Source organism: Pseudomonas sp. PAMC25584 (assembly GCF_058135675.1).
This window is the reverse complement of the sequence record NZ_CM176870.1, coordinates 1,613,864-1,640,671: the sequence shown is the minus strand read 5'-3', so window position 1 is coordinate 1,640,671 and position 26,808 is coordinate 1,613,864. Positions and strand designations below refer to the sequence as shown.

Below are 26,808 nucleotides of genomic sequence, written 5' to 3'. Positions count from 1 at the left end.
CCGCCTGTCGGCACTGTCATTTCTAACAGCTAGCCTGCGCGTGCCCCTTCTGCGTTCAATCCTTGCGTGCCCCGGTCCTTTTCGGCCCCTTTGCCCTGCACGAGGTGATCACGATGGCTCCAGACCTCAACGCCCCCCCTTTCGTCTCGCAGTTGTCGCCTTATATTCCCGGCCTGACGACCCCGGTCGTGGGGTTCTCCGGCGGCGTGTATCAACTGCTGTTGGAGAGCCATGGCAGCACGGGCCTGATTTGCATCTTGCGCGCCTACGCAGGCCAGCTTGAAGGGGATTTCATCGAGTTGCTCTGTGGCGACCTGCTGGTCCCGGTCGACTTCCATACTGTCACCGAGCAAGAAGCGCGCGAAGCGAAGCCGATTACCCTGCACATCTCCATGGCCCGTTTGGCCGACGGTGCGGCCGGGCCCGTGTTTTTCCGGGTGACGCACCTTGATCACCGCGTAGAAGCAACCCAACGCCTGACCCTCAAGATCGACACCGTGGCGCCCACCGGTAACGACCCCATTACCCGCCCGCCGTGGGTCAATGAACAGCTGCCACGGCCACAACCGGCGCAGACCCTGGTCGACTCGGCCGCAGCCGGACGCGGCGTGGTCGTGAGAATCCCGTTTTACCCGCTGGACCTCAACCGGCCTCCGAGTACCTACCGAGCGGTACGCGATCGCATTCGCCTGATCATCGGCGGGCAAATCATCGAGCACATCGTCACAGAGAACGAGGCCAGCGGCCGCAACCCGATTTCGATCACGGTCTATTACGGCACCTGGCTAAGCATCGGCAGCGGCTTTCAGGCCTGTGCCTACGATGTCATCGATGAGGTCGGCAACTACGCGCCGGGGCGCTCGCCGATGCAACTGATCGAAGTGCGGCTTAACCCCAACGAACGGTTGCTGGACGCCGCCCAGATTGTCGAAGCCCCGACAGGCACGCTGGATGCGGACAGGCTGGAAGGCAAAGACGCAACCCTCAGGGTCACCGTCGCGGGGAAAGGCTGGGCGTCGGGCGACGGTCTTCGACTGACCCTCCGGGGGCGTTTGCCGGAAGGCGTCGATGTCGAACAGACCTACAACACCAGTATCACCTCGACCACAACGCCTTCCGTCGACGTCCCATGGCCCAATGCTGACGTGCGCCTGCTCATCGGCGCATTGATCCAACTGAGCTATGAGCGAATTCGTACGGGAGCGGTCAATTTACCCTCGGAAAACACCTTCGTCCAAGTGAACGGAACCCCCGAACAAACCGGCCTTTTAGCACCGCAAGTGCCGGCCGCCAGCGGCGACGTCCTGCATCCCTTGACCGATCCGGTGAGCGTTACGATCGCCGCCTACACCGGCCAAAAGCCGTTTGATCGAGTCACGCTGGTGCTGGAAGGCACCTATGCCAATGGCCACCGTTTTTATCAGGAGCACTCGCTGCCGGCCGGCGAAAGCACCGTCGTGTTCGAACTGCGCAACGGGGTTGACGGTGACATCCGCCAGCTCGATGGCGGCGAGCTGATGCTCTACTACTACATCAACACCGCCGGGGAGCGCCCGCCGTCGACCATTTTGCACCTCAACATCGGCGAGCCCCAGGACGCACTGCCCGCGCCGGAGGTATTGCAAGCACCCGCCCCCGGCTTCACCTTCGACCCCGAGCAATCCCGAGGCAATGCCAACGTGAGGGTTGCAGCGCACGCCGCGTTCACTGAAGGCGCGACGGTCACACTGTACGTCGAAGGCAGCGCCATGGGCGGCAGTGCCCCACCGGACCCGTTCCCTATCACCCGGCCATGGGTCGGGCAGGACCTGGCGTTTGTCATCGCACGGGTGTTTGTCGTGGCCAACCTCAACGGCTCGGCGCGCATTTACTACCGAGTGGAGAAAACCGGCCAGCGCACCCGTTACTCCCAGGCGCGGGTGATGACCGTCGGCAGCGGCCTGCAACTGCCGGTGCCGCATATTCTGGAAAGCACGATCAACGTCGCCGACCCCTCCACCGCCAGGCTCAACCCGCAACATGTGCTGGAGCCGCCGGTCTGCACGTTTCGGGTGAGCTACAAGCCGATGCTGGCCGGCGATGATATCCAGCCGAGATTCAGGGGCACATACGGGATCGGAACGCCCGCCGTCAATCCGCTGCCAGGCGACCCGGTAAAGGGCTATGTCGACTTCATCATCGGTAATCGGGTGATTGCCGCCAACCTGGGCGCAGACGCTGAGTTGTCCTACACCGTGACCCGCGCCGGTGCCACCACCGCATCCCAGGTGCTGACCTTGACCATCGACCCGCTGGCTGAGCAAGTGCTGGACCTGGTCAACGTGCCCCAAGCGTCGAACGGCATCATTAACGCCAACGCGGCGCATAGCGCAGTGATTCAGGCATGGCCGTTCATGCGCACCGGGCAACCGGTGTGGATCGACGTCAAGGCAGCGGCCAATCGGGTGCTGCGCAACGGCACGCCGCTGACCGCCGCAGAGTTCAATGCCAAACGTGTGGAAGTCGCGTTACCCGCCGAGTACCTGCGCTCCTTGCCGACCCTAAGCACCCTGACGGTTGAGGCGCGGGTATCGCTGAACGGCAGCGCCCACAAGGATTTCGCCATCGCGTTGCGCCCTGTCAACTACCGCATTGCCAACACGGTCGGCATTTTCGCCACGATCCCGGTGGGCAGTTCACCCAACGCCCTGGTGCTCAGCCCGGACGGTACGCGGCTCTACGTCGCCTGCGCCTTCGGCCGCACGTCGATCTGGGTCATCGACACCCTACGCAACCGCGTCATCGACAGCTTCGACGTACCAGGCTCGCCCCTGCGCCTGGCCATTCATCCAACGGCCGAGCGCCTGTATGTGACCGACAACAGCAGCGCCACCAACACGCCGATTCGCCTCTACAGCACGCAAGACCATTCGCTGATCGAAACGCTGACCGGGTTCACCACCGTCCGAGGCATTCGCTTCAATGCCAACGGCTCGCGCCTGTATGTGGCCGATGAAGGTGCGTCACGCCTGGTCGTCATCGATACAAGCAACCACCAACGCGTGGCCTCGATCCCTGTGCGTGCGCCTATCGATGTCGCCATCAGCCCCGATAACAACCGCGCACACGTGGCCACATTCTTCGACTGGTCCATCATCAATCTGCCGACCAACAGCCTGATCAACAGCGCCGACACCCGCTCCGCCCCCGTCACCATTGCCCATAACCCCCGTGGCTCGCAGGTCTACATCAGCGGCCGAGAAGGCGGCAGCGTCACGATCGGCAACACCTTGACCCAGCGCATCGACCAGACCCTGACCGGGTTGCAGGGCCCCTACGACATCGCCTTCGAACGCGGGCGTGATCTGGCCTACGTGTCGCAGACCGACGGCGACCTGCTGGGCATTATCGATACGCGCTTGCGACGGGTGACTGGCAGCTATGCCGGGTTCAACAAACCGCGCGGGGTGGTGGTGGCTCCAGACGGTTCCCACGGCTACGTGGCCAATATCGGCGGAGATTCAGTGTCGCTGGTGGTGTTTTAGCTGACGGACAAGTCGGGGTTTACCGTTCGTCGGCACTGTCATTTCTCACAGCTAGGCAGCCCCTGGCTCACGGCGTTGAATCGAACGAGCCGACGCCTCGCGTCAGTCGTCCAATCAACTGCTGAGGATTACGATCATGACTACAGTCTCCGATGACCAAGCGCTCATTCCCGCCAACGACGCTTTGCCCGTGTTGCCCTACGATCCTCCAAACGATCAATACAGCACACGCGAGCCAGACGAGCCACGGCCGGAAGGCTTCACGTTGCCTCAAGTCGACGGCGCGGTATTGACCCCTCAGTCGTTTCGCCAGACGCCGTTCGCCGACCTTCCCCTGTACCTGCCGACGCTGAGTAACCCTGTCGTCAGTTTCGACGGCGGGCTTAACTGGGCGGCGCTGGAGGTGAGTGACAAAGGTGTCACCTGCATTCTGTTCAGCTACCTGAACCAGGCAGAAAACGACTTCATCGAGTTGAAGCTCAACGACGATCGGGTTGGTTTTCACACCGTGACCGAAGACGAAGCCGTCAAAGGCACGCAGATTGTCCTGTACGCACCCAGCGAGCGTTTCATCCGGGAGGCAGGCAATACGCTGCAGGCATTCGTAACACCGTTGGGAGGCAACGGCCAACAGACCAAACGCTTCAATATCAAGGTTGACATCGAACACCCCGGTGGCCGCGACCCGATAGCCAACACAGGGCAAAACGAAAACTTGCCCAAGCCGATATTTCCCGACGACGTCATACAATTTGGCGTGGACAGCGACACCGCGGGTAAAGGCGTACCGGTGATCATCGACTATTACCCGGTGGACCGCGGGCTACCGGTCGTCAACCACCGCAAGGTACGAGATCGCATTCGCCTGAGCATCGGCGGGGTGGTGGTTGAACACAGTGTCAGCGAATTTGAAGCTGCGGGTACTGCACCCATTACCATCTGGGTCTACGCGAGCACCTGGGCCACCGTGGGCAGCGGGGTTCATATCTGTGAATACAACGTTATCGACGAGGTAGGCAACGCGTCCCTAGGGTTCTCACCCGACCAAGAACTGGAGGTGCGCCTTGACAATGGGACGCAGCCGCTGCTGCGTCAAGCCTATATTGATGAGTCCGAGCAGGATGCCGACGGTCACGATCAACTCGATGCCGATGCGCTCGATGGCAAACCGGCGACGATTATTGTTGCAGTACGCAATGAAGGTTATCTCGCCAACGATACGATTCGTGTGAGGGTCAACGGCCTCACCGCCGATGGTGTTCGGATTATCACGTTTTACGATTTCCCGGTCGTCTCACCGACCATCCTCACCGCAAAGATCCCCTGGCCGTTCGCAGACATCCTGCCGCTGGTCAAAGGCCGCATTCAGCTAACCTATCAGCGCATACGCACAGGCGTTCTACCGCAAAACTCCGAGAGCGCGAAACTCAACATCATCGGCACGCCCGTCGAGACCGGCCTGGCAGCCCCCATTGTTGATGCCGCCATTGGCGGCACGCTGCCTGATCCCACCGTCAACCCGTTTGAAGTGCTCATCAAGCCCTACCCTGGCCAGCTTTCCAACGATCGCGTCACGCTGGTACTGGAAGGTACCTTCGCCAATGGCAAGCCTTACTACGCCGAATACAGCGATATGGCAGGCACCGGTAACATTTACTTTGACTTGCCCAACGGCCCCAGCGGGCCCATCGCTCAGTTGGATGGCGGCTCTCTCGTGCTTTATTACCGAGTCAACAATCGGCCGCCATCACGTCGACTGGAGCTCAGTATCGGCGAGACCCAGGCCTCATTGCTCGCCCCGACCACGCGGCAGGCTGTGCCGCCCGATCATGTGTTCAACCCGCTCGTCAGCAAGGCCAACCTGAACGTCACCGTTCACCACCATGTCAGTTTCGTACTGAATGCCGTTGTGACCCTGCACTTTGAGGGCAGTAAGGCGGGCGGCAGCAATCCGCCCATCGCCTTCCCGATCGATTCAAACTGGTTGGGGACCGACCTGCCCTTCACGATTCCCCGAAATATCGTCCTGAATAACCTGAACGGTTCGGCACGCCTCTACTACACCGTCGATGCACCTGGACAGCCACGCCAGCTCATCTCCCATGACCTGGTGATTACCGTAGGCGGCGCACTGGAGTTGCCAGAACCGGTCGTACTGGAGGCTACCCCGATCAAGCCGCCCAGCCTCGCCTCGATCAACCCCCAACATGTACTGCCGCCGCGCCCTGCCATTGTCACGGTCCGCGTGACCTATGCCATGCTCGCCAGCGATAACGTCAAAGTGCACATCATCGGAGCAAACGGTTTCGGGATTGGGACACCGAATATCCCGATGAAACCCGGCATCCCTGATGCAGGGACGGATTACATCACGTTCACCACGACCAACGTATTCGTAGGGGCAAACCTGGGTCGCACGTGCCGGGTATTTTTCGAGGTGACTCGCGACGGCGCCACCACCCCGTCCCGGGAATTGACGCTGGAAGTCGAGAACCTGTCGGAGCAGGATTTCGACTTGGTCAGCATTCCTGAAGCCTCGGGTGGGGTGATCAATACGGCGGTGGCGAACAACGTGCGGATTGATAAATGGCCGTTTTGCAGGGTCGGGCAGCCCGTGTGGATTCAGTTACGCAGCACGACCAATCGCGACCTGCGGCTTGCGGTCGGCGTGACATCGGCGGAATTCAATGCCGGGCGCACGCTTGACCTGATACCCGCCAGCTATTTGTCGAGCCTGGATAACAACAGCAAGGTCGAGGTCGTAGCCTTCGTATCGATGGATGAATCCAACAGCCTGGAAACGGCCCAGTACTTCAAGGTGGCCACTTATGTGACGCGTAAGGGATCGGGGGAGATCATTCGTAGTATCAACGTTGGAAATGGCCCTAAGCTGCTAAAAATGAATCGAGATGGCTCAATGATCTGTGTCGCGCTCTCGCGTTCGCTCGGCAGTACTATTATCGACCTCCCCAGCTATACAACCCGCAATTCCCCGGCTAATGGGACCGTTGCATATTTAGGTCTGAACCCTACACAGCCAAAGTTGTACTTCTCGATCAATCAGCTCTACACGGGCAATACAAGTCTTGGCGTTTTCGATACAGCTACCAACACTTGGACAAGCCCATTCCCTGGCTTCGGATATGCTGGCGATATTGCCTTTAATCCCAGCGGCTCACGAGTATTTATAGCGCGACTCGGTAGCAATGTAACCTCTGGCTATGTCACAGCTAACAACACCTTAGACAGAAGTTACACCGGAACATCCCCCGCTCGCGCGATCACAACTAACCCAAACGGCACAGCATTGTTTACAACAGGTACCGTCACAGAACGGTTCATTCTAAGCAGTGGCCAACGTACTCAAAGCGTTGGCAACTCCGGATACGCTTCTGGGCTTGCCCACAGCCCCAGCAACGCAAGCCGCCAACGACTCTACGTGCCCGTATCGACCGAAAACAAGGTCCTCATCTTCGATACCAGTGAAGACCAACTGAAAGTGGTCAAATCCCTGACCGGGATCATGGCGCCTCAAAACGCTGCCTTTCACCCCACCCAACCGCGAGTTTATGTAACAGAATTGGCGAATAACCGCGTTATAGTCATCAATACAGATACAGAGGAGGTCGAGGGTGCTATTGACGGTTTTGATCAACCATTTGATATTGTGATCTCGCCCGACGGAAAGTTAGCATATGTCTCAAACTCCGCCGGCACGACCGTAGATGTGGTGGATATTTAAACTAGGCACCTGCAATCTATTTTAAAACCCAAAAAAAGCCCCGCATCTTAAGATGCGGGGCTTTTTTACTAACTTTCCCGTTTAAACCACAACCGAGCACTACGGCTTTTTAGAAGTCATACCGCAACCCCACATTCACCCCATACGGCTGCTTGATATTCTTACCCGTGCTGTGTTCCAGATCCGCATGCAGCTTCAGGTTCTGCGACACCGACATCGCCACACCCGCACCCAGTTTCAGGCGCGAACCCGACAAGTCGTTGTTGAACGAGTTGTCGTTGACGAACACTTTGTTGCTTTGATCGAACTCGTGGGCCACCGCCGCCTTCAAGTACGGCTGCAATACGCCGCCGCTTTCCAGCTGGATATTGCGCCCCACGGTGGTACCGAGTTCGCCGATCACGGTGCTGGAGCGGTCACCCTTGGCGTCCAGGCCGTTGTCCAGCGTGTAGCTCTGGGCCTGGGTGATCACGGCAGCGAGTTGACCATACGGTTCAACGAAGAAACCGTCGTCCAGTGTGATGTGGCGACCGACTTCCGCCGAGGCGCCCACCGCGTTTTGCGTGTAGTTACCCTTGGCTTTCTTGCCGTCGCTCATGGCCACATCGGACTCGTTGTGCAAGCGGTTGAACTTGAGCACGCCGTCGAAGTAGAACCCGCTCTCGGCATCCAGCCAGGTGGCGTAACCGCCTACATAGTAGCTGTTGATGGTTGCACTGCTGCCACGCTTCAAGTCCAGGTCCGAGGTGCTGTGACCGACCATTGCACCGATCAACCACTGGCCATCGCCACCCGATACCGGCGCGTCGGCACCGAGCGCGAAGCCGCGTTGCGACTGGCTGTAACCCAGGCCGGTCTTGTCGTTGGACACTTCATACTTGTTGCCGTAGGCGCGGGTCCAGAACCCGGCCGACTGACCTTCGCTGAAACGCAGTTCGCCCATGCGGGTACGCAGGGTGGTCATTTCACCCAAGAGCACAGTGGGCGCTGCGTTGAACAACGCCAACACCGAGTTGGTGCCCGGGCTGATCACCTTGCTGTCCGGGTCGAGCAGCCAGTCCTGGCCTGCGTTTTCATTGATCAGGCTGTAGGAGTAGGTGCCCACATCCACGCGGTCGCCGATCAGACTGAACTGGGCGCCACCGTCTGCGGTGTGTACCACGTGCAGGCGGTCACCGCTCAACGGGTCGGCGCCGCTGCTGGCGATCAGCAGTTTGTGGTCGCCCGACGAAGTGCCGGTCACGTTAAGGAAATCGCCGGTCAGGGTGGCAAAGTCCGCGCTCATGATGAAGGTGCCGTTACCCGACAGGTTGGCCACGTCCAACTGGTAGAACGTACCGGTCTCGCCGAACTTGACGTTACCGCCGCTCAGGGACAAGTCGCCGACCTGCTGGTGGTCGACCATCACCCAGGTGGCGTCGCTGTTGATCGCCAGTTTGTCGACGTTCTCCAGGCGGCCGGTAAGGATCGAGCCGTTGTTGAGACCGACACTCGCGTTGCCACCAGTGTTGATCACGTCGCCGTTCATGAATGCGCCGTCAAGGCTCAGGTCGAGGGCACTGCCCGCACCCACCTGGATGTTGCCGGCCAAGGCGCTGTTGTTGACGCGCATGTTGGCATTGCCGCCGCCGGTCAGCTCCAGCATGTTGCCATTCTGGCCGTTCAAGGTAGAGCCATTCAGTATGTCGATTTCCGCCGTGATCGGGCCGTCCACGTTGATCGCCGGGCCGTTAAGACCGATCACCCGAGAACCGTCCAGCGTCAAATGCGGCGACTCGCTTGCCGTCAAGGTATCACGGCCCATGCGAACACCACTGGTGGCGCCGGTAATCTCACTGCCCGTCGCGATGGCCGAGCCACCCAGCAGCCTCAAGCCCTCTCGGCTTTTCCCGGTCAGCACCGAGTTGTTGAGTTCCAGCACGCTGTGGGAGGTGACGTTGGCGCCATAAGTCGCCCCAGTGATCCCACTGCTGTTTACCTGGGCATAGGAGCCGGTGGTGGTGTCAACCTGACGAGCGACGTTCAAACCACCATTGTTATGACTCGTAACCTGGGAGTTCGAAATCGTGGCGGTCGAATTGCTGAGCGAAATCGCCGGCTGGGTGCTATCAGCAGAGGTCACCGTGGCGGCCGTCACATTCAGCGTCGACCCGGTGGTAGCCTGAAGGCGTTTGACAACAGCACCCGTGGTGACATTGAGGGTTGCATTATTGCGGGCAATATATTCCTGGGCAGCGGTTCCAGGGCCGACGTCAAGTTTGCCGCTGCCAATGCCGCCATCCACAATCACCGCTGAAAACGCCTGCTGACTCAGCAGGTACAACGGCGCAACAGCCATAAGTTTGACAAAGGTCGATAAACGCGAATAACGAAAACAATGAGAAGCCGAAAAAGTCATGTCATGTAGTCTCAGAAGTAAGTGCCAGTTTGAACCCGGAACCCGTATCGAAGAGGTTTCCGTTTTCCACGGCGCAGAGACTAATGACCTGAGTTCCCAATGCGTGTAGGACTTTCCTTAAGGTATCCAGTAATAACGGCGATAGTTCACCGCTTAAATAGAAAGGCCCGCGCCCCTCACGAGAGGAGCGCGGGCCAAGTCATCTATCAAAGTGTTCCGCTGCGACGGGTCGCACCAGGAACACAGGTCGGAGGTGTGCTGCCGGTACTGAAAAGATCCCAACCTGCCCGGACCTCGTCGGAAATACCCCGGTCTCCCGTCGAGGGCCGAAAGAGTTTCCAACGTATGCCGACAATGCCTCGACCGTTAGTCCCCGTGAAGTCTTCGAACCAGGCATTCAAATTCAGGGGCACGTCCAGCCCGAGGTTGACATGGCTGCTGTCGATCGTGAACTCAGCACTCTCCACGGGTGTGCCGACAGGCGCGCCGATAGGCATCCCAACCAGGGGGAAAGCATACCGAGTGGCCTCAACGATGACCCTGTCATTCACCTCGAGCACCAAAGGGTCCAGGACTTTGATGGGAACGCCCGTCCATGGAACATGCGTACAATTGATGAGCGCGTTGTAGTTGGGATTGCCTGTGACGGGCCTGAATCTGATAAAGGCCGCATCGGCCAGCCCTGCCAAATTGAAGATTTCCACGATGACATCTTCATGGGGCGAGTGTTTGTAATTGACGGCATCCCGGATGACGCAATACAGCATGATGGTACCGTTGCCCACAGTGTCAATATCGTCCCAATCCACCGTAAAAGGCACTAGAAACCCTACCGCCTCTGTGCCTGTTACGGGGTAGGTGCCGACCACTATGTCTTTGTAGACGAGATCAATGAAATCACCTGACTCCAACCCCTCTGGCAACAGGAAAGTGGCCGTTGCATCAAAACCACGATCTTTTTCAGAGAGACGGTTGGGCGGGCTGGGCAGCGGCCCGCCGCCAATAAGCTGCGGTTTAGCCAGGGCGGGGTCTACAGGGCCTTCACCAGGGTTTGTGGTGCCCGGCTCACGCAAGTCAACATCCACCATCACCGGTGCCGCTGGGTAGATTGGCCCCCCCGTGCGTTCAATCGTGAGTTGGACAGTCGCCGTGTAGAAGTTGCCGCCGTCTGCAATAGCGGCATAATTTGCCGGAATATCAATAGGGACAATGGCCATGCCAATAGATTGACGGTAGATCTCAACTGTCCCCCAGCGAGCCACCAAAACATCATTTGGCAGATGGCCGGTCAACGTTTGCAGTCGAACCGTCACGCCGTTACGCGCTTCTTCCTTATCGATCAACGGCCCTTCGAGTACCGAAATGGTGCCAAATACCGGTGCTTCGTTGAGGCTGACTCGCACATAGTTGGGAAGGGAACGAACAGTGGCGGTACCGCCCCGATCAGTCAGGCTATAAGCAACTTCAATCACACCGGCTTTCGCCAGAATAATATTCGTTGGGATAATGACAGTAATGGGCCCCGTCAGCGGCACAGTACCGTCGAGTGAAACCGTGGAGTCCCCCACCCAAATACGATAGGTGTCACCACCGCGACGGTCTGCAGGTTCAGGAATGGTACAGGTCAAGCCAGTCTTTCCGACCAGAAAGCCGGGGGTCAGCTCAGAACCGTAGTCTTCAAATTCAATGATACCGGGCTGTACGTTTTGGTTCGGGTCCTGAACGTCTACATAAACACGCAGGGTGTTGTAGTCTTCAGGGTTGCCAGAGGAGTTGATCACATGGACGTCGATGTCTTTGACCCCATGGCTTTGTAGCGCGGACTTAGGCCCGAGATCAATAACGACGGGATCGGGCAGGGGGTCCAACCGCGGATAGAAGTCTATAAACACACGCTTATTGTCTACAAACACGCTAAGTATTTCATCCTCCACTTCAGTACCCCGGTTCCACGGACGAAGTCTCAGTACAAGCCCCGCCAGTTGCATCGCCCGTGGCACGACATTCCTGTGAGGATCCCCCGGGACGGGTTGAAGCAAACCAATAACAATCGGAGCCTCATGCAAAGAGGGATCATTGTCGGGATCATCCCAGTCCTCATTGGGAGTGATGGGTTGATTATTAACAATCGGAGGCGTTTTGTTGGACATGATTAAAACTCCTGATAAGGAAAAGTATCTATCCGGGTATAAAACCTCTGCGTGACTGCACACCCAGGTATCATTTCTCGGAATACACCAACAATCATCAACACCGCCGAGTCGGTATAGTTGCTGACAGCCCACTTATTAAATGAAATTAATCGTCGCCCCGTAACTGTCAAACTTGACAGTATCGCCCCCCCGCCCAAGTGTGCTGCCTGCCGACGAACATACAAATTGCATCAGCAGCGCAATAACGGAGTGTTCACCGTGGCCCCTTAACACCAAAATAATCTAACGCGGCTCAACTGGTTTTTAATAATCAACCCGCCCAAGAAACGGAAGGGCATTGCGCCCTTCCGAAGCGGTTTAATCGTCCGACAGGCAAGGCGGCGCACCACCCGGCCGAATCAACTTGATAAACACCAACCTAAATGGGGAGTAGCCCATCCCGCCTCCACCGGCTTTGATAATTTGGTAGCGTGCTACGGCAGAGCCATGTCGAGGATTAAGCTCACCTGCCGGCGGTTTCACCAACCCTGGAAGCAGGATATAGGGGTCGAACGGCACCCGGAATTCATACCCGTCACGGGCCTCCTCCGCCGTCAACGTATGACTGAACATCTGAACCGCTTCAGGGATAATGCCGCCTGGGTTTCCGCTCGGGTTTGCATAGCTTGCCCAGTGCAAAACCACCTCATCCCCATCGTCCCAGCGGTTGTCTGCGGGTATGTAGACACCTACGCCGTTCACCCAAGGCCGCAACGCGCAACCGATAAACCCTGCATCGGGCCCTGGACCGTAGTCGACCCCTACGTATTCAAGGTCTTTCACGTCAACGATGGCTACGATATTGACGTCCACCTGGGTGTCTTGCGCACGCTGGCGGTTAACACCGTTGAACGTCCAATAGAAGAAGGGGACCGTGCCGCCAATCAACAAAGGCTCAATCACATCCCAATCGACTAGCCACTCGACTTCCTGCCCAGCAACGTCACTCGCTAGCACCTGGTACGTCGCGAGGGGGTCGGGATGGATGCCTACCATTAACTCCAGCAGTTGGCCGGCAACAGGCGCGTTATAAAGGCGGGTTACCACACGCACCTGTAACCCCACGTCATTGATGGTCAACCGGTTGTCACCATCCCTACCCTTGACCGTCACCAACTCCAGTAACTGGTTGACGGGGTTTGGATTATTCGGGCTCACGGCGCCGGCAACCGTAAGGTCTACTGGCACAAACCGGATGGGCGATGGCCTGGCGGGCGCTGTGCCACGCTGCCAGCGGTATTCTGCCCTGACGGTCCCACGGACGAACTCAGCGCCACCACTGGCCAAAACCGCATACGGGATGGGCACCGTGATAGGCCAGTGCTGAACATCAGCAATCTGGATAGGCGACAGGGGGTTAAGATCCCATGAGGGCAGGAGAAAGTCGCCCGGTGCCGTACCGAACACTTCAGGGATATTCATAAACACGCCGCCAAGTTCACGGGCGTCACTGAGGTTGATCAACCCATCATCCAATTGAGGGATATCCACAATCGGCAGGTTGACGGGCGTGGGCGTCAGATTGATTAACAGCACGGCGGTACGCGATGGGCCAGACTCGCGGCCCGAGCGGTCTCGCAGGTAATAATGGGCGTTGTATTCCCGATTGGCCAAACCGCGCAGAAAGTCGCCCGGGAAATGAATCTCAATGGGCAAAGTGCCGTCCTTGTGCGCCTGGACGATAGTCGTGGTGGCGACCACGGTCAGTTGCCGTGGGCGTTTGCGCAAAGGCCTGCTGAAAGGCAGTGGCGTGAGGTCAGCCTCGACAACATCGCCTAGGCGTATGTCCAGCCACGCTGGGGTAATGGTCGCGACAACCCTGTCGTTGTTGGCGGGATTGTCAAGATACGCATCGGTGACACCCTGGGTCTGAATATCAATATCGAATTGTAATGGCGTACCGCGCTGCCCCTGATTGGGCCCGACCTTGTCACTGTCCAACAAGGTGACGAATGAAGGAACGGGGTCATTCCCGCTGCTTTCTCTTAATATCACTTGGTATTGCAAGCGATGCAGACCAGGAACATCCATCAGAGCTGGAGGGACCAAACCATCGGCATCGGGAAGGTCGGTCGCATCATAAGGCGCCGTCAATCTTTTGCTCTGAAACGGCACGCCATTCAAGAGCCATTCAACGAGAGTGATATCCCCGGGGTCCAGAAGGTCAGCACCGGACCACATCGCGGGCACCTCAACCCGTAACCCCGTGCTTTGAAAGGTCACCGGTATTTTATGGCCGGTATCATCTGCCTCCAGGGGTAACGCATCAGGCGCTTCGGGCGCATCCAGCACCAAGACACCGGGGTCTATCCTACGGCGGGGTTTCGAGGTAAGCGGAGTCGGTTCGGTCATGTCTAGTCTCCTTGGCGATCTTCAAAAAACGGCCATTGACCACCGCCTGGGGGGTTACCCGATCCGGAGGTCAGAGAGAATAGTTAATACGCTTGAGCTCAAGGTGAATACTGTCAGAACTAACAGGTACATCCGCCAACTGAAGAAAAAGGGTGCGCCATGAAAAACAAAAAATACTTTAAATATCAAAAACTTATATCAAAAGACAGTCTTTCATCGCAGCCCTAGCGTCAGACCGGTGGCAACACCCAATCAATCGGCGCTTCACCATTTTGCTCAAGAAACTTGTTGGTGCGGCTGAAATGCCCGCAGCCCAGAAACCCGCGATACGCCGACAACGGCGACGGGTGTACCGACGTCAGCACCAGGTGCTTGGTCGCATCGATCAGCTTCTGCTTGCTCTGCGCATGGGCGCCCCACAACAGGAACACCAAATGCGGCTGGTGCTCGCTGACGACTTCGATAATCCGGTCGGTAAAGAACTGCCAGCCCTTGCCCGCATGGGCGTTGGCGTTGGCGCGTTCCACGGTCATGGTGGTGTTGAGCAGCAACACGCCCTGGTCGGCCCAGCGTTGCAGGCAGCCGTGGTTGGGGATGTCGATGTTCAGGTCGCGCTTGAGCTCTTTATAGATATTGACCAGCGACGGCGGCGCCGGCACGCCCGGTTGCACCGAGAAGCACAGGCCGTGGGCCTGGCCGGGGCCGTGGTAGGGGTCCTGGCCGAGGATCACCACCTTGACCTTGTCCAGCGGCGTGGAGTTGAGGGCGTTGAAGATCAACGGGCCAGGCGGGTAGATCTCCTTGCCGGCCGCGTGCTCCTGGCGCAGGAACTCACGCAGTTGGGTCATGTAGGGCTGCTCGAACTCATCGCGCAGGGCGTGTTTCCAGCTGGGTTCGAGTTTGATACGGTCGCCTTCGGTCATGATTGACTTGTCTTGTAAAAAAGAATGAGGCGAACCCTAGGAAAGCCGACCCCGCTTGTCAATTGATCTGACACACAACCGGCGCTTTCCCATGAAGCGATCATACTGAATCTTCACCTTCCCGATTGAGGTCACGATGAACCTGCACTTCGAAGAGCTGACCGGCAGCGGTGGCGCTCGCATCGGCATCGCCAGCCTGGACGCCGAAAAGTCCCTCAACGCCCTCTCCCTGCCGATGATCCTGGCCCTGGGCGAACGCCTGGACGTCTGGGCCAAAGACCCGAACATCGTCTGCGTGCTATTGCGCGGCAATGGGCCCAAAGCGTTCTGCGCCGGCGGCGAAGTGCGCAGCCTGGCCCAGGCCTGCCGCGAACAACCCGGCGTGGTGCCGGACCTGGCCGCGCAGTTTTTTGCGGCGGAATATCGCCTCGACTATCGCCTGCACACCTACCCCAAACCGTTGATCTGCTGGGGCCACGGTTATGTGCTGGGCGGCGGCATGGGCTTGCTGCAAAGCGCATCGGTGCGCATCGTCACCCCCAGCAGCCGTTTGGCCATGCCCGAGATCAGCATCGGCCTGTACCCGGACGTGGGCGCCAGTTGGTTCCTGTCGCGCCTGCCAGGCAAGCTCGGGTTGTTCCTCGGCCTTACCGGCGCGCATATCAACGGCCGCGACGCGCTGGATTTGGGCCTGGCCGACCGTTTCCTGCGGGAGGACCAGCAAGACGAACTGCTCGAAGGCCTGCTGCAACTGAACTGGCAGGAACAGACCGCGATGCAGCTCAACAGCCTGCTCAAGGCCTTGGCCCAGGAAGCCGTCGACCAGCAACCCGAGGCGCAATGGCTGCCACGCCGAGCGCAGATCGATGAATGGCTGGATGTCAGTGACGTGCGCTGTGCCTGGCGTGCCTTGAGCCTGTTGCGCGACCACGCAGACCCATTGTTCAGCCGCGCCGGCACGACCCTCAGCGAAGGCTGCCCGCTGACCGCGCACCTGGTGTGGGAACAACAGCAGCGCGTCCGTCACCTGTCGCTGGCCGAGGTGTTCCAGATGGACTACACCCTGAGCCTGAATTGCTGCCGCCACCCGGAATTCAGCGAAGGGGTCCGCGCGCGGTTGATCGACAAAGACCAGAAGCCTCACTGGCATTGGCCGGATATCAATGCCATTCCAGAAGCCGTGGTACAGGCCCACTTCAACAAAGCCTGGGAAGGCCGCCATCCGCTTGCGGATTTCTCCTACTTTTGACAGTCAGGTTTTTGGCTTTTTAACGCTGAATGAACAATTGTCCGGCTGACTGTCCTGGCAGATATACACCGGCAGGTCGAAGGGGTCGCTGGCGAGGCGCCAATGCAACGTGCCGGTCAGCGACATCGTCTCCACCTCCCCCGATCTGCCGTATCGCAAGTCCACCCTCTGCCCTTCGTTGGTGAGGTAGCTGCACTTGTCGATATAGCCGCCGTCCCGATCCTGCTCCCAGCCCGGGGTAAAAATGGCGCCAATAAACTGGTCGACAAACTGCCGATGACCGATCTTCGGGCTTTGCCACACCAATGTTCCAGCCGTCGCCTGGAAGTAGCCGTCGACATATTTGATTGCCGAGGGATAAGGGCAGCCTTGCTCCGCTTGCACGTGGGCAACGCCACCGACCATCAGGAGTAAAACGCACACCAATTGTCTGATCATCTGGGCTCCATTCGCTCACTGGGCAATCGAAAAGGCGCAACGGCCTCTCCCAGTTGAATACACTAGAACCCCAAACAATAGCTGTTAAATCTGACAGTAGCGCTAAACGCCACGAAAAAGCGGCGCTTCCTGCGCCGCTTGTCTTCAAGACCTGTCAACGATGGCCACCGCGGCCTCCGCCATGATCGCCACCGCGACCACGCCCGCCATTGCCCCAGCGATCACCCCAGCCCTGGTTTGGATAAGACCGGTACCCCATGCGGGGCCCTGGATAGTAACGCGGCGCCGGCGGGTAATAACGCGGGGCGGGCGCGTAGTAACGCGGTGCCGGGTAATAGTCACGCCGATATTGATACGCCGGGCCGCCGCCGTAGTAATACACCGGGGCCGGTGCGGTATAGACCTCGGAACGGTAATAACCTGGGCCTCCATCGTAATAGGGCACGCACGCAGAAAGGGTCAGACCGAGCACAGCGAGAAGAAGCAGTCGTCGATACATGGCGGCCTCCTGGACCGCGAAAGAGCACCGCCAGCGACGCTGGGGAGCGGCATTCAGCGTTTGCTGAATGACGAAACATCTGACATCAAAAAGCGAAACTGGTGCGATTTCGACACAGACTGAAACATCTGTTTCGGGCAAACCGAGCGCCTCATTGCAGTGCGGCGACGCACCAGTGCAACGCACCCGCCCGCACTCAGACGTGGGGCGTTTCGCGCAAACCCGCGATCTACACGCCCGCGTCCTACTTGGCACGACTCTCGCTTTGTCTCTTGCGTGCAGGATTCATCACAGGTTCGCGGCACCACAATTTGCAATGGCCGACTAGGGTTCCGGCTCGCGAAACGCGAGTGGCTGGTCCGAGAGTTGGCGACCTCCAGTTGAGGTTACACGGCGGGATAAAAGCCCGGGAGACAAGCCACCGTTCACGGTGCCGCGTTGCTCCTGCTCGCCCTCGATCAACTGGAGAAGCCCCATGCCCGCAATCCGTTTACCCGCCCTGCTCGCCGCCGCCTTTGCCGCTCTACTGAGCGTCCAGACCCAAGCCGCCGCCAAAGACCACTTCAGCGTGTGCTGGACGATCTATGCCGGCTGGATGCCATGGGAGTATGCCGGCAGCCAAGGCATCCTCGACAAGTGGGCCAAGAAGTACGGCATCAGCATCGACGTGGTGCAGCTCAATGACTACGTCGAATCCATCAACCAGTACACTGCCGGCCAGTTCGACGGTTGCACCATGACCAACATGGACGCCCTGACCATCCCCGCCGCCGGTGGCGTCGACAGCACCGCACTGATCGTCAGCGACTTCTCCAACGGCAACGACGGCGTGGTGCTCAAAGGCAGCGGCAAGACCGTGGCCGACCTCAAGGGCATGAACGTCAACCTGGTGGAACTCTCGGTGTCGCACTACCTGCTGGCCCGTGCGCTGGAGTCGGCCGACCTCAGCGAGAAAGACCTGAAAGTGGTCAACACTTCCGACGCCGACATCGCCGCTGCCTTCAACACCGACCAGGTGCAAGCGGTGACGACTTGGAACCCGATGCTCTCCGAGATCAACGTCAAGCCCGGCGTCACCCAGGTGTTCGACTCCAGCAAAGTGCCCGGCGAAATCATGGACATGATGGTGGTCAACACCCAGACCCTCAAGGACAACCCGGCCCTGGGCAAAGCCCTCACCGGCGCCTGGTTCGAAGTGGTCGCGCTGATGAACGCCAAAGGCGCCGCCAGCAGCGAAGCCCTGGAGCATATGGCCAAGGCCTCCGGTACCGACCTCAAGGGGTTCCAGTCGCAACTGGACACCACCAAGTTGTTCGCCACCCCCAAGGAAGCCCTGGCCTTCGCCACCAGCGCACAGCTGCCAGCGACCATGCGCAAGGTCGCCGAGTTCTCCTTCCAACACGGCCTGTTGGGTGAAGGCGCCAAGGACACCAGCGCCGTGGGCATGAGCTTCGCCAACGGCGTGACCAGCGGCGACAAAGCCAACCTCAAGCTGCAATTCGACCCCCGCTACGTGCAGATGGCCGCCGACGGCACGCTGTAAGAGGACCCGGCCATGCGCCTGATCAACCGTCACCCGGACCGTTCCAGCCGCCTGTTGTTGGTGCTGCTGCCGTTCGCCCTGCTGCTGTTCGCCTACTTCGTGGGCTCGGCCGAGCGCCTGGCGGATAACCCCAACGACAAGCTGCTGCCCAGTGCCGGGCAAATGTTCGAGGCGGTCAAGCGCCTGGCGTTCAGCGCCGACAGCCGCACCGGCGACTACGTACTGTGGCAAGACAGCGCGTCGAGCCTGCGCCGCCTCGCGCTCGGCCTGGGCATCAGCGCCCTCGCCGGCCTGTGCCTGGGCATTGCCGCCGGTACGTTGCCGTTGTTCGGCGCGCCGTTGTCACCGTTGCTGACGGTGCTGTCGATGGTGCCACCGCTGGCGATCCTGCCGATTCTGTTCATCGTGTTTGGCCTGGGGGAGTTGTCCAAGGTGATGCTGATCGTCATCGGCGTCACACCGTGCCTGGCCCGCGACCTGGAACAGCGCGCACGCGAGATTCCGCTGGAGCTGTTGGTGAAGGCACAGACCCTCGGCGCCTCGACCTGGACCCTGATGCTGCGCGTGGTGTTGCCGCAATTGCTGCCGCGCCTGCTGATCTCGTTGCGGCTGATGCTGGGCTCAGCGTGGTTGTTCCTGATCGCCGCCGAAGCCATCGCCTCCACCGACGGCTTGGGTTACCGGATCTTCCTGGTGCGCCGCTACCTGGCGATGGACGTGATCTTGCCCTACGTGGTGTGGATCACCCTGCTCGCCTGGCTGATGGACTGGGGCCTCAAGGCCCTGACCCGGCGCGCGTTCCCCTGGTACGAAGGAGCGCGGGCATGAGCTTTATCAGCGTCAACAACGTGTGGCAGCGCTATGGCGATCAGGTGGTGCTGGAGGGGTTGAATCTGCAGGTCGCCGAGGGCGAATTTTGCACGCTGGTCGGCACCTCGGGCTGTGGCAAATCGACGTTTCTGCGCCTGCTGCTGGGCCAGGAAACCGCGAGCAAGGGCCTGATCCTGCTGGACGGCCAACCGCTCGCCGGCGAGCCGGATGCCAGCCGTGGCGTGGTGTTCCAGCGCTACTCGGTGTTCCCGCACCTGAGCGTGCTCGACAACGTCACCCTAGGCCTTGAGCTACCACGCTCGCCGTTGCTCGGACGGTTGTTCGGCAAGGCCAAAAAAGCCGCCCGCGAACAGGCCACCACGCTGCTGCACAAAGTCGGCCTCGGCCACGCCCTCGATAAGTACCCGGCGCAGCTCTCCGGCGGCATGCAACAACGCCTGGCCATCGCCCAGGCCTTGATCATGAAACCGCGCGTATTGCTGCTGGACGAACCCTTCGGCGCCCTCGACCCCGGCATTCGCAAAGACATGCACCAGCTACTGCTGGAACTGTGGCGCGAAACCCGGCTGACGGTGTTCATGGTCACCCACGACCTCAGCGAAGGCTTCAGCCTCGGCACGCGCCTGCTGGTGTTCGACAAAGTCCGCGTCGACCCCCACGCCCCCGGCGCCTATGGCGCGCGTATCACCTACGACATCCCTTTGAACAGCGCACGCCGCAAGGCGCTCGCTGCCGAACTTGGAGCGACTTCCCAATGACCGATTCGACTCAACTGTTCCCGCCGTTCGCCGAAGAAATGCTGCCCGGCGGCGGCCACCGTTCCTTCGTGCTCAAGCGCGGCCAACTGCTGCGCCTCACCGATATTCGCGGCGGCGCCAACGTCAGCCTGACCCTGCTCAACGCCAACGAAAAAACCGAACGCCTGAACCTGCCCGACAGCCTCAAATGCCAACACACCGCCAAGCTCACCCGCGGCCATTGCCTGTACTCGGACATGGGCCGCGTACTGGCGGCGATCACCGCCGACACCTGCGGCTGGAGTGACAGCATCGGCGGCGTGCTGTGCGCGGCCGAGGTGGCCGAGAAGTACGGCCAGGGGCGCTACCAGGAACTGCGCAACGGCTTCTACCGCAACGGCGCCGACAACCTGCTGGTGGAATTGGGCAAGTGGGGCCTGGGCCTGTCCGACCTGCTGATGACCCTCAACCTGTTCAGCAAAGTCAGCGTGGATGACGACGGTGGCCTGCACTTCGTGCCGGGCAATTCCACCGCTGGCGACTACATCGAACTCTACGCACCGATGGACACCCTGGTGGTGCTCACCGCCCTGCAACACCCGATGGACCCCAACCCCGCATACGCCCCACAACCGCTGAAACTGAGCTGGATGAACGCCGACCCAAGCGTCGCCGAACACTGCCGCACCTCGCGCCCGGAAAACGCGCGCGGTTTTATCAACACCGACCGCCTGTTCGCCTGAGGAGCTGCCATGTCTATCGCACTGAAACAACCGGACGCAGCGGTGTACCGCGCCACCATCCCCGCCGGCGAGCCGTGGCTGATGGAGGTCAAGGCCGGGCAGACCCTGCGCATCCTTGATCTGGAGGGCAACCAGGCGGTCGATACGCTGTTCTACAGCGCAAAAAACCCGCGCGAGCGCTACGACGTGCAACGCACGTTGCGCCGCCAGAACAACGTGTACCTGGGCACCGGCAGCGTGCTGTATTCCAACCTCGGCCAGCCGATGCTGACCCTCGTCGAAGACACCTGCGGGCGCCACGACACCCTCGGCGGCGCCTGTGCCCAAGAGAGCAACACCGTGCGCTACGCCCTGGAAAAGCGCTACATGCACAGCTGCCGCGACAACTACCTGCGGGCCTGCGCCCACGACGGCCGCCTGGGCAAAAGCGACATCGGGCCGAACATCAATTTCTTCATGAATGTGCCGGTCACGGCCGACGGCGGGCTGACCTTCGAAGACGGCATTTCCGCCCCCGGCAAGTACGTCGACCTGCGCGCCGAGATGGACGTGATCGTGCTGATCTCCAACTGCCCGCAATTGAACAACCCGTGCAATGCCTACAACCCGACCCCGGCGGAGTTACTCGTATGGAACTGAAGTTCAAGCGCTTGCGCGGTTGGCTGTTTGCGCTGTGCCAGGCCCGCAGCGGGCAGTGCCTGCGAAACCGCTGAACCCTGAGGGGGGAGCAAGCACCCTCCCACACTCATGACAGGCACTGCGGACGACCGTAGTGCTCCCTCACTTTGCGGGACGGCCCGCAGGGTTTTGCCCATGTTCGAAAAACTCTTGATTGCCAACCGTGGCGCCATCGCCTGCCGCATCCTGCGCACCTTGCGTGAACTGCACGTCAAGGGCGTCGCCGTGTACGCCGAAGCCGATGCGGCCAGCCTGCACATTCAACAAGCCGACGAAGCCTACAGCCTCGGTGAAGGCGCAGCGGCCGGCACCTACCTGGCGGTGGACAAAATCCTCGCCATCGCCAAAGCCAGCGGCGCCACGGCGATTCATCCCGGCTACGGTTTTCTCTCGGAAAACGCCGCCTTCGCACAAGCCTGCGAAAACGCCGGCATCGCCTTTATCGGGCCGACCCCGCAACAACTGCGCGTCTTCGGCCTCAAGCACACGGCCCGGGCGCTGGCCAAGCAACAGCAGATTCCCTTGCTCGAAGGCAGCGAACTGCTCGACAGCCTCGACGCGGCCTTGCTCGCCGCCGCCCGCGTGGGCTACCCGGTGATGCTCAAGAGTACCGCCGGCGGTGGCGGCATCGGCATGCGCGTGTGCCGCAACATCGCGCAGTTGAACGAGTCCTTCGAGGCCGTCAAACGCCTGGGGCAGAACAATTTCAGCGATGCCGGCGTGTTTATCGAGAAGTACATCGAACACGCCCGCCACCTCGAGGTGCAGGTGTTCGGCGACGGCGCAGGCGAGGTGATCGCCCTCGGCGTGCGCGACTGTTCGGTGCAACGGCGCAACCAGAAAGTCCTCGAAGAAACCCCGGCGCCCAACCTGCCGGAGGGCATGGCCGAGGCCCTGTGCGCGGCGGCAATCACCCTGGCCAAGGCTGTGAATTACCGCAGCGCCGGCACGGTGGAATTTATCTTCGACCGCGCCGACGGCCGCTTCTACTTCCTCGAAGTGAACACGCGCTTACAAGTGGAACACGGCGTCACCGAACAAGTGTGGGGCGTCGATCTGGTGCGTTGGATGGTGCAACTGGCGGCGGGTAAACTGCCGCCGTTGACCAGTCTGGTATTGAACCCGCAAGGGCATGCGATCCAGGCGCGCCTGTATGCCGAAGACCCGGGCCGGGATTTCCAGCCGAGCCCGGGCTTGCTGACCCACGTGGACTTTCCAGTGGCCGAAGGGTTGCGCATCGACACGTGGGTCGAGGCCGGTTGCGAGATCCCGCCGTACTTCGACCCGATGATCGCCAAGCTCATCACCTGGGCGCCCACCCGCGAACAGGCGCGCCTGGCGCTGCATCAAGCCTTGAGCGACAGCCAGCTCTATGGCGTGGAAACCAACCGCGACTACCTGCGTCAGATTCTGCTGGCCGCGCCCTTTGCCAGTGGCCAACCGTGGACGCGCTGCCTGGAAGATCTGGTCTACCACGCCGACACCGTTGAAGTCCTGAGCGCAGGCACGCAGAGCAGCGTGCAGGACTATCCCGGCCGGCTCGGCTATTGGGCCGTCGGCGTGCCGCCTTCCGGGCCGATGGACAGCCGCGCACTGCGCTTGGGCAATCGTCTGCTGGGCAATCGCGAAGGCGCCGCAGCGCTGGAAATCACCATGAGCGGGCCGCTGTTGCGCTTCAATTGCGCCGCCGTGGTGGCCGTGACGGGCGCGGATATTGCGCTGCTGCTCAACGATCAACCCGTGCCGATGAACACCGCGCTGCTGATCGAAGCCGGATCGGTGCTGAGCCTCGGCACCCTCGCCGGAGCCGGCGCGCGCAGTTACCTGTGCCTGCGCGGCGGGCTGCAAGTGCCGGACTATCTGGGCAGCAAAAGTACCTTCACCCTGGGCCAGTTCGGCGGGCACGGCGGGCGCGCTTTGCGCGCGGGCGACGTGCTGCATCTGTTGCCGCTGGTCGACGTCAACGCGGGCCAGCAGTTGCGCGCTGAACCGCTGGCGCAGGTGCGCACGCTGCGGGTGATTTATGGCCCCCACGGCGCGCCGGAATACTTCCAGCCGGAGTACATCGACACGTTCTTCGCCACGCAGTGGGAAGTGCATTTCAACTCCAGCCGCACCGGCGTGCGGTTGATCGGCCCCAAGCCCGTGTGGGCGCGCACCGATGGCGGCGAAGCCGGGCTGCATCCGTCGAATATCCACGACAACCCTTATGCGATCGGCGCGGTGGATTTTACCGGAGACATGCCGGTAATCCTCGGGCCGGATGGGCCGAGCCTGGGTGGGTTCGTGTGCCCGGTGACGGTGATCGAAGCCGACCTGTGGCAACTCGGACAGCTCAAGGCCGGCGACAAACTGCGCTTCGAACCGGTGGACCTCAAGACCGCCCGCGATCTCGCGCTGAAATGGGATCAACTGTGGGCGCCGGGCGTGCCCGCACTGCAGGCGACGCGGTCTCACAGCAACACCGAGGAGATGCCATCGCGAGCAAGCCCGCTCCCACATTGGCCGGCGTCGCCGGTGGTGTTGGATATCGGCCAGGAAGATACGCGTCTGGTTGCCCGATTGGCCGGCGACACCCACCTGCTGCTGGAAATCGGCGCGCCCGAGCTCGACCTGGTGCTGCGTTTTCGTGGCCACGCGCTGATGCAGGCCCTCGAAACCCGCGCACGGCATGGCGTAATCGACCTGACGCCGGGCATCCGCTCGCTGCAGGTCCACTACCAGCCAGAACAACTGCCCCTGGCCGACCTGCTGGCGCTGATCAGCGGCGAATGGACGGCCGTATGCGCCACGCCCAACCTGCAAGTGCCTTCGCGCATCGTCCACTTGCCGCTGTCCTGGGATGACCCGGCGTGCCAACTGGCCATCGAAAAATACATGACCACCGTGCGCAAGGACGCGCCGTGGTGCCCGAGCAACCTGGAATTCATCCGCCGCATCAACGACCTGGCCGACCTCGACGCGGTGCGCCACAGCGTGTTCGAGGCGAGCTACCTGGTGATGGGCCTGGGCGACGTCTACCTCGGCGCCCCGGTGGCCACGCCGCTGGACCCGCGTCATCGGCTGGTGACCACCAAATACAACCCGGCCCGCACCTGGACCGCCGAGAACTCGGTGGGCATCGGCGGCGCGTATTTGTGCGTGTACGGCATGGAAGGCCCCGGCGGTTATCAGTTCGTGGGGCGCACGTTGCAGATGTGGAACCGCTACCGGGAAGTCGCGGCCTTCGACGGCAAACCGTGGCTGCTGCGGTTTTTCGACCAGATCCGCTTCTACCCGGTGAGTGCCGAAGAGCTGGTGCAGATTCGTCGGGATTTTCCGCTGGGGCGCTTTGCGTTGAACATCGAGGACAGCGTGTTGAACCTGGCGGATTACCAGGATTTTCTGGCGCGTGAAGCGGCGGGTATCGATGCGTTTCGGGCGCACCAGCAACAGGCCTTCAATGCCGAGCGCGAACGCTGGATCGCCAGCGGCCAGGCGCACTTCGACAGCGAGGAACCGCCAGCGCCGCTCGGGCAAGACACGCCGCTGAAGGCCAATGAGTACAGCATCGACAGCCATATCGCGGGCAATCTCTGGCAGGTCCAGGTGGCTGCGGGTGAGCGCGTCGCGGCGGGCGCTGTGCTGGTGGTGCTGGAGTCGATGAAAATGGAGATTCCACTGCTGGCGCCGTTTGCCGGCGTGGTGCGGGAGATCCCGGTGCAGCCCGGCAGCGGGATTGGCGCCGGCCAGCGGGTCGTGGTGCTGGAACGCGACTGAGCGGCGCTGTATCGTGCAGGGACCTTCGGCGCCCTGCCCGATCCAGCCTGAACCGAGCAATGACCACAGCCACCCTCTGCCCCGCCTGCGGCGCCCGCAACGATTGCACCCTGGCCGACCCGCGCACCGCCGACCAGGCCTGCTGGTGCTACAGCGTCACCATCGACCCGGCGGTGCTCGAAGCCCTGCCCGATGCATTACGCAACCAGGCCTGCCTGTGCCCGCGCTGTGCCCAGGTGGACGCGCAGTTGCGTGGGGATGAGCCGTTGTAATGCGCGTTGATCGATTCCTCAGCAACCTGCCGCGTTTCAATCGCCAGCAAGTCCGCCTGTTGTTGGTGGAACGGCGCGTGAGCGTCGATGGCGTGCCGGTCAGTGATCCTCACCATGAAGTGCGCGAATTCAGCCGGGTATGCGTGGACGATGAGGTGCTGCAGGCGGGTAAACCGGCGCGCTATTTCATGCTGCACAAACCGCCGGGCTGCGTGAGCGCCACCGCCGACCCACAGCACCCGACCGTGCTGGACTGGCTGGATGAACCGGACAAAGACGAACTGCATATCGCCGGTCGCCTGGACTTCAACACCACCGGGCTGATGCTGATCACCAACGACGGCCAGTGGTCGCGGCGCCTGACGCAACCGACGACCAAACTGCCCAAGGTCTACCGTGTGGAGACCGAGCAGGCGATCGGTGCGCAATACGCCGCCACCTTCGCGGCGGGGGTGTATTTCGCGTTTGAAGACCTGACGACTCAACCGGCCGAGCTGGAAGTGTTGGCACCGCGCCTGGCCCGCCTGAGTATCATCGAAGGCCGCTATCACCAGGTGAAACGCATGTTCGGGCATTTCAATAACAAGGTGATCGGCCTGCATCGGGAACGCATGGGGCCGCTGGAACTGGATGGCGCGCTGGCGCCCGGTGAATATCGGGCGTTGAGCGCCGATGAAATTTTGCTGGTCTGACGACCGTTCGGCCGGTGATGGCTAAAACCCATCTCGGCGACTTGCGACATCCCGAACCGACTGCTTGAATCAAACCGTCAGCCAAATTATGACTGGCGAGTCGCCTATAACCTCCAAGAAACACCTTGCCCCGCCCGCGCTTGATCCACGGGCCTCCCCGGCAAACAGCCCGCCCTGATAACACCCGTCGGCCAGCCGTCATCGGCTCGACATGGGCACTCATCTTCCAGGCGTAT

The 26,808-nt window shown here is 60.7% G+C and carries 17 protein-coding genes and 1 riboswitch; of the genes, 11 read left to right on the top strand and 6 right to left on the bottom strand.

Annotated features, from left to right (window positions below):
• Window positions 1-113: 113 nt before the first annotated feature.
• On the top strand, window positions 114-3,524 hold the full coding sequence (locus ACS5Q8_RS07550; RefSeq protein WP_465160019.1) for a YncE family protein: 3,411 nt from the start codon (window positions 114-116) through the stop codon (window positions 3,522-3,524).
• Between the two features lie 136 nt (window positions 3,525-3,660).
• On the top strand, window positions 3,661-7,266 hold the full coding sequence (locus ACS5Q8_RS07545; RefSeq protein ID WP_465160018.1) for a YncE family protein: 3,606 nt from the start codon (window positions 3,661-3,663) through the stop codon (window positions 7,264-7,266).
• 109 nt (window positions 7,267-7,375) lie between these two features.
• On the opposite strand, the gene ACS5Q8_RS07540 is transcribed toward ACS5Q8_RS07545, so the two are convergent.
• From ACS5Q8_RS07540 to ung, 4 genes are all read right to left on the bottom strand, one after another.
• Window positions 7,376-9,604 carry an autotransporter outer membrane beta-barrel domain-containing protein gene (locus ACS5Q8_RS07540; protein ID WP_465160017.1) on the bottom strand — a complete coding sequence of 743 codons (2,229 nt, stop codon included), beginning with the start codon at window positions 9,602-9,604 and terminating at the stop codon, window positions 7,376-7,378.
• A 266-nt stretch (window positions 9,605-9,870) separates the two neighbouring features.
• Window positions 9,871-11,814 (bottom strand): hypothetical protein, encoded by a 1,944-nt coding sequence (locus ACS5Q8_RS07535; protein WP_465160016.1) that lies wholly within the window; start codon window positions 11,812-11,814, stop codon window positions 9,871-9,873.
• 360 nt (window positions 11,815-12,174) lie between these two features.
• Window positions 12,175-14,208, bottom strand: a complete 2,034-nt coding sequence (locus ACS5Q8_RS07530; protein WP_465160015.1) for a hypothetical protein — start codon at window positions 14,206-14,208, stop codon at window positions 12,175-12,177.
• A 230-nt stretch (window positions 14,209-14,438) separates the two neighbouring features.
• Window positions 14,439-15,131, bottom strand: coding sequence for a uracil-DNA glycosylase (ung, locus tag ACS5Q8_RS07525; protein WP_276196954.1), 693 nt, complete (start codon window positions 15,129-15,131; stop codon window positions 14,439-14,441).
• Between the two features lie 136 nt (window positions 15,132-15,267).
• Between ung and dspII the strand changes: the two genes are divergently transcribed.
• Window positions 15,268-16,380, top strand: a complete 1,113-nt coding sequence (gene dspII, locus ACS5Q8_RS07520) for an enoyl-CoA hydratase/isomerase DspII (protein WP_465160014.1) — start codon at window positions 15,268-15,270, stop codon at window positions 16,378-16,380.
• A 3-nt stretch (window positions 16,381-16,383) separates the two neighbouring features.
• Here the strand turns inward: dspII and ACS5Q8_RS07515 are convergent, their stop codons facing one another.
• Entirely contained in the window at window positions 16,384-16,818 is a 435-nt protein-coding gene (locus ACS5Q8_RS07515; RefSeq protein ID WP_465160013.1) for a DUF3757 domain-containing protein, read from the bottom strand.
• Between the two features lie 154 nt (window positions 16,819-16,972).
• On the bottom strand, window positions 16,973-17,317 hold the full coding sequence (locus tag ACS5Q8_RS07510; RefSeq protein ID WP_276196951.1) for a hypothetical protein: 345 nt from the start codon (window positions 17,315-17,317) through the stop codon (window positions 16,973-16,975).
• A 313-nt stretch (window positions 17,318-17,630) separates the two neighbouring features.
• A riboswitch (guanidine-I (ykkC/yxkD leader) is annotated at window positions 17,631-17,732 on the top strand.
• A 60-nt stretch (window positions 17,733-17,792) separates the two neighbouring features.
• Here ACS5Q8_RS07510 and ACS5Q8_RS07505 point away from each other — a divergent pair.
• The 8 genes from ACS5Q8_RS07505 (at window position 17,793) to ACS5Q8_RS07470 (ending at window position 26,572) form a co-directional block, all read left to right on the top strand.
• Window positions 17,793-18,860, top strand: a complete 1,068-nt coding sequence (locus tag ACS5Q8_RS07505; protein WP_465160012.1) for a putative urea ABC transporter substrate-binding protein — start codon at window positions 17,793-17,795, stop codon at window positions 18,858-18,860.
• Window positions 18,861-18,872: 12 nt separating this feature from the next.
• Window positions 18,873-19,688, top strand: a complete 816-nt coding sequence (locus tag ACS5Q8_RS07500; protein ID WP_253393967.1) for an ABC transporter permease — start codon at window positions 18,873-18,875, stop codon at window positions 19,686-19,688.
• Window positions 19,685-20,449, top strand: coding sequence for an ABC transporter ATP-binding protein (locus ACS5Q8_RS07495; protein WP_465160011.1), 765 nt, complete (start codon window positions 19,685-19,687; stop codon window positions 20,447-20,449). Before ACS5Q8_RS07500 ends, ACS5Q8_RS07495 begins: the two co-directional genes overlap by 4 nt.
• Window positions 20,446-21,171, top strand: coding sequence for an urea amidolyase associated protein UAAP1 (locus ACS5Q8_RS07490; RefSeq protein WP_247398062.1), 726 nt, complete (start codon window positions 20,446-20,448; stop codon window positions 21,169-21,171). Before ACS5Q8_RS07495 ends, ACS5Q8_RS07490 begins: the two co-directional genes overlap by 4 nt.
• A gap of 9 nt (window positions 21,172-21,180) precedes the next feature.
• Window positions 21,181-21,810, top strand: coding sequence for an urea amidolyase associated protein UAAP2 (locus tag ACS5Q8_RS07485; RefSeq protein ID WP_443695054.1), 630 nt, complete (start codon window positions 21,181-21,183; stop codon window positions 21,808-21,810).
• Window positions 21,811-21,984: 174 nt separating this feature from the next.
• On the top strand, window positions 21,985-25,608 hold the full coding sequence (gene uca, locus ACS5Q8_RS07480; protein WP_443699145.1) for an urea carboxylase: 3,624 nt from the start codon (window positions 21,985-21,987) through the stop codon (window positions 25,606-25,608).
• A gap of 59 nt (window positions 25,609-25,667) precedes the next feature.
• Window positions 25,668-25,880: a cysteine-rich CWC family protein gene (locus ACS5Q8_RS07475; RefSeq protein ID WP_426099537.1), complete on the top strand. Its 213-nt coding sequence runs from the start codon at window positions 25,668-25,670 to the stop codon at window positions 25,878-25,880.
• On the top strand, window positions 25,880-26,572 hold the full coding sequence (locus ACS5Q8_RS07470) for a pseudouridine synthase (RefSeq protein ID WP_276196945.1): 693 nt from the start codon (window positions 25,880-25,882) through the stop codon (window positions 26,570-26,572). The genes ACS5Q8_RS07475 and ACS5Q8_RS07470 overlap by 1 nt, the downstream gene beginning before the upstream one ends.
• The last annotated feature ends 236 nt before the right edge of the window (window positions 26,573-26,808 follow it).

Bases quoted from the DNA above. Each gene is read 5' to 3' on its own strand.
- ACS5Q8_RS07550 (WP_465160019.1), top strand. From the start codon at position 114: ATGGCTCCAGACCTCAACGCCCCCCCTTTCGTCTCGCAGTTGTCGCCT.
- ACS5Q8_RS07545 (WP_465160018.1), top strand. From the start codon at position 3,661: ATGACTACAGTCTCCGATGACCAAGCGCTCATTCCCGCCAACGACGCT.
- ACS5Q8_RS07540 (WP_465160017.1), bottom strand. From the start codon at position 9,604: ATGGCTGTTGCGCCGTTGTACCTGCTGAGTCAGCAGGCGTTTTCAGCG.
- ACS5Q8_RS07535 (WP_465160016.1), bottom strand. From the start codon at position 11,814: ATGTCCAACAAAACGCCTCCGATTGTTAATAATCAACCCATCACTCCC.
- ACS5Q8_RS07530 (WP_465160015.1), bottom strand. From the start codon at position 14,208: ATGACCGAACCGACTCCGCTTACCTCGAAACCCCGCCGTAGGATAGAC.
- ung (WP_276196954.1), bottom strand. From the start codon at position 15,131: ATGACCGAAGGCGACCGTATCAAACTCGAACCCAGCTGGAAACACGCC.
- dspII (WP_465160014.1), top strand. From the start codon at position 15,268: ATGAACCTGCACTTCGAAGAGCTGACCGGCAGCGGTGGCGCTCGCATC.
- ACS5Q8_RS07515 (WP_465160013.1), bottom strand. From the start codon at position 16,818: ATGATCAGACAATTGGTGTGCGTTTTACTCCTGATGGTCGGTGGCGTT.
- ACS5Q8_RS07510 (WP_276196951.1), bottom strand. From the start codon at position 17,317: ATGTATCGACGACTGCTTCTTCTCGCTGTGCTCGGTCTGACCCTTTCT.
- ACS5Q8_RS07505 (WP_465160012.1), top strand. From the start codon at position 17,793: ATGCCCGCAATCCGTTTACCCGCCCTGCTCGCCGCCGCCTTTGCCGCT.
- ACS5Q8_RS07500 (WP_253393967.1), top strand. From the start codon at position 18,873: ATGCGCCTGATCAACCGTCACCCGGACCGTTCCAGCCGCCTGTTGTTG.
- ACS5Q8_RS07495 (WP_465160011.1), top strand. From the start codon at position 19,685: ATGAGCTTTATCAGCGTCAACAACGTGTGGCAGCGCTATGGCGATCAG.
- ACS5Q8_RS07490 (WP_247398062.1), top strand. From the start codon at position 20,446: ATGACCGATTCGACTCAACTGTTCCCGCCGTTCGCCGAAGAAATGCTG.
- ACS5Q8_RS07485 (WP_443695054.1), top strand. From the start codon at position 21,181: ATGTCTATCGCACTGAAACAACCGGACGCAGCGGTGTACCGCGCCACC.
- uca (WP_443699145.1), top strand. From the start codon at position 21,985: ATGTTCGAAAAACTCTTGATTGCCAACCGTGGCGCCATCGCCTGCCGC.
- ACS5Q8_RS07475 (WP_426099537.1), top strand. From the start codon at position 25,668: ATGACCACAGCCACCCTCTGCCCCGCCTGCGGCGCCCGCAACGATTGC.
- ACS5Q8_RS07470 (WP_276196945.1), top strand. From the start codon at position 25,880: ATGCGCGTTGATCGATTCCTCAGCAACCTGCCGCGTTTCAATCGCCAG.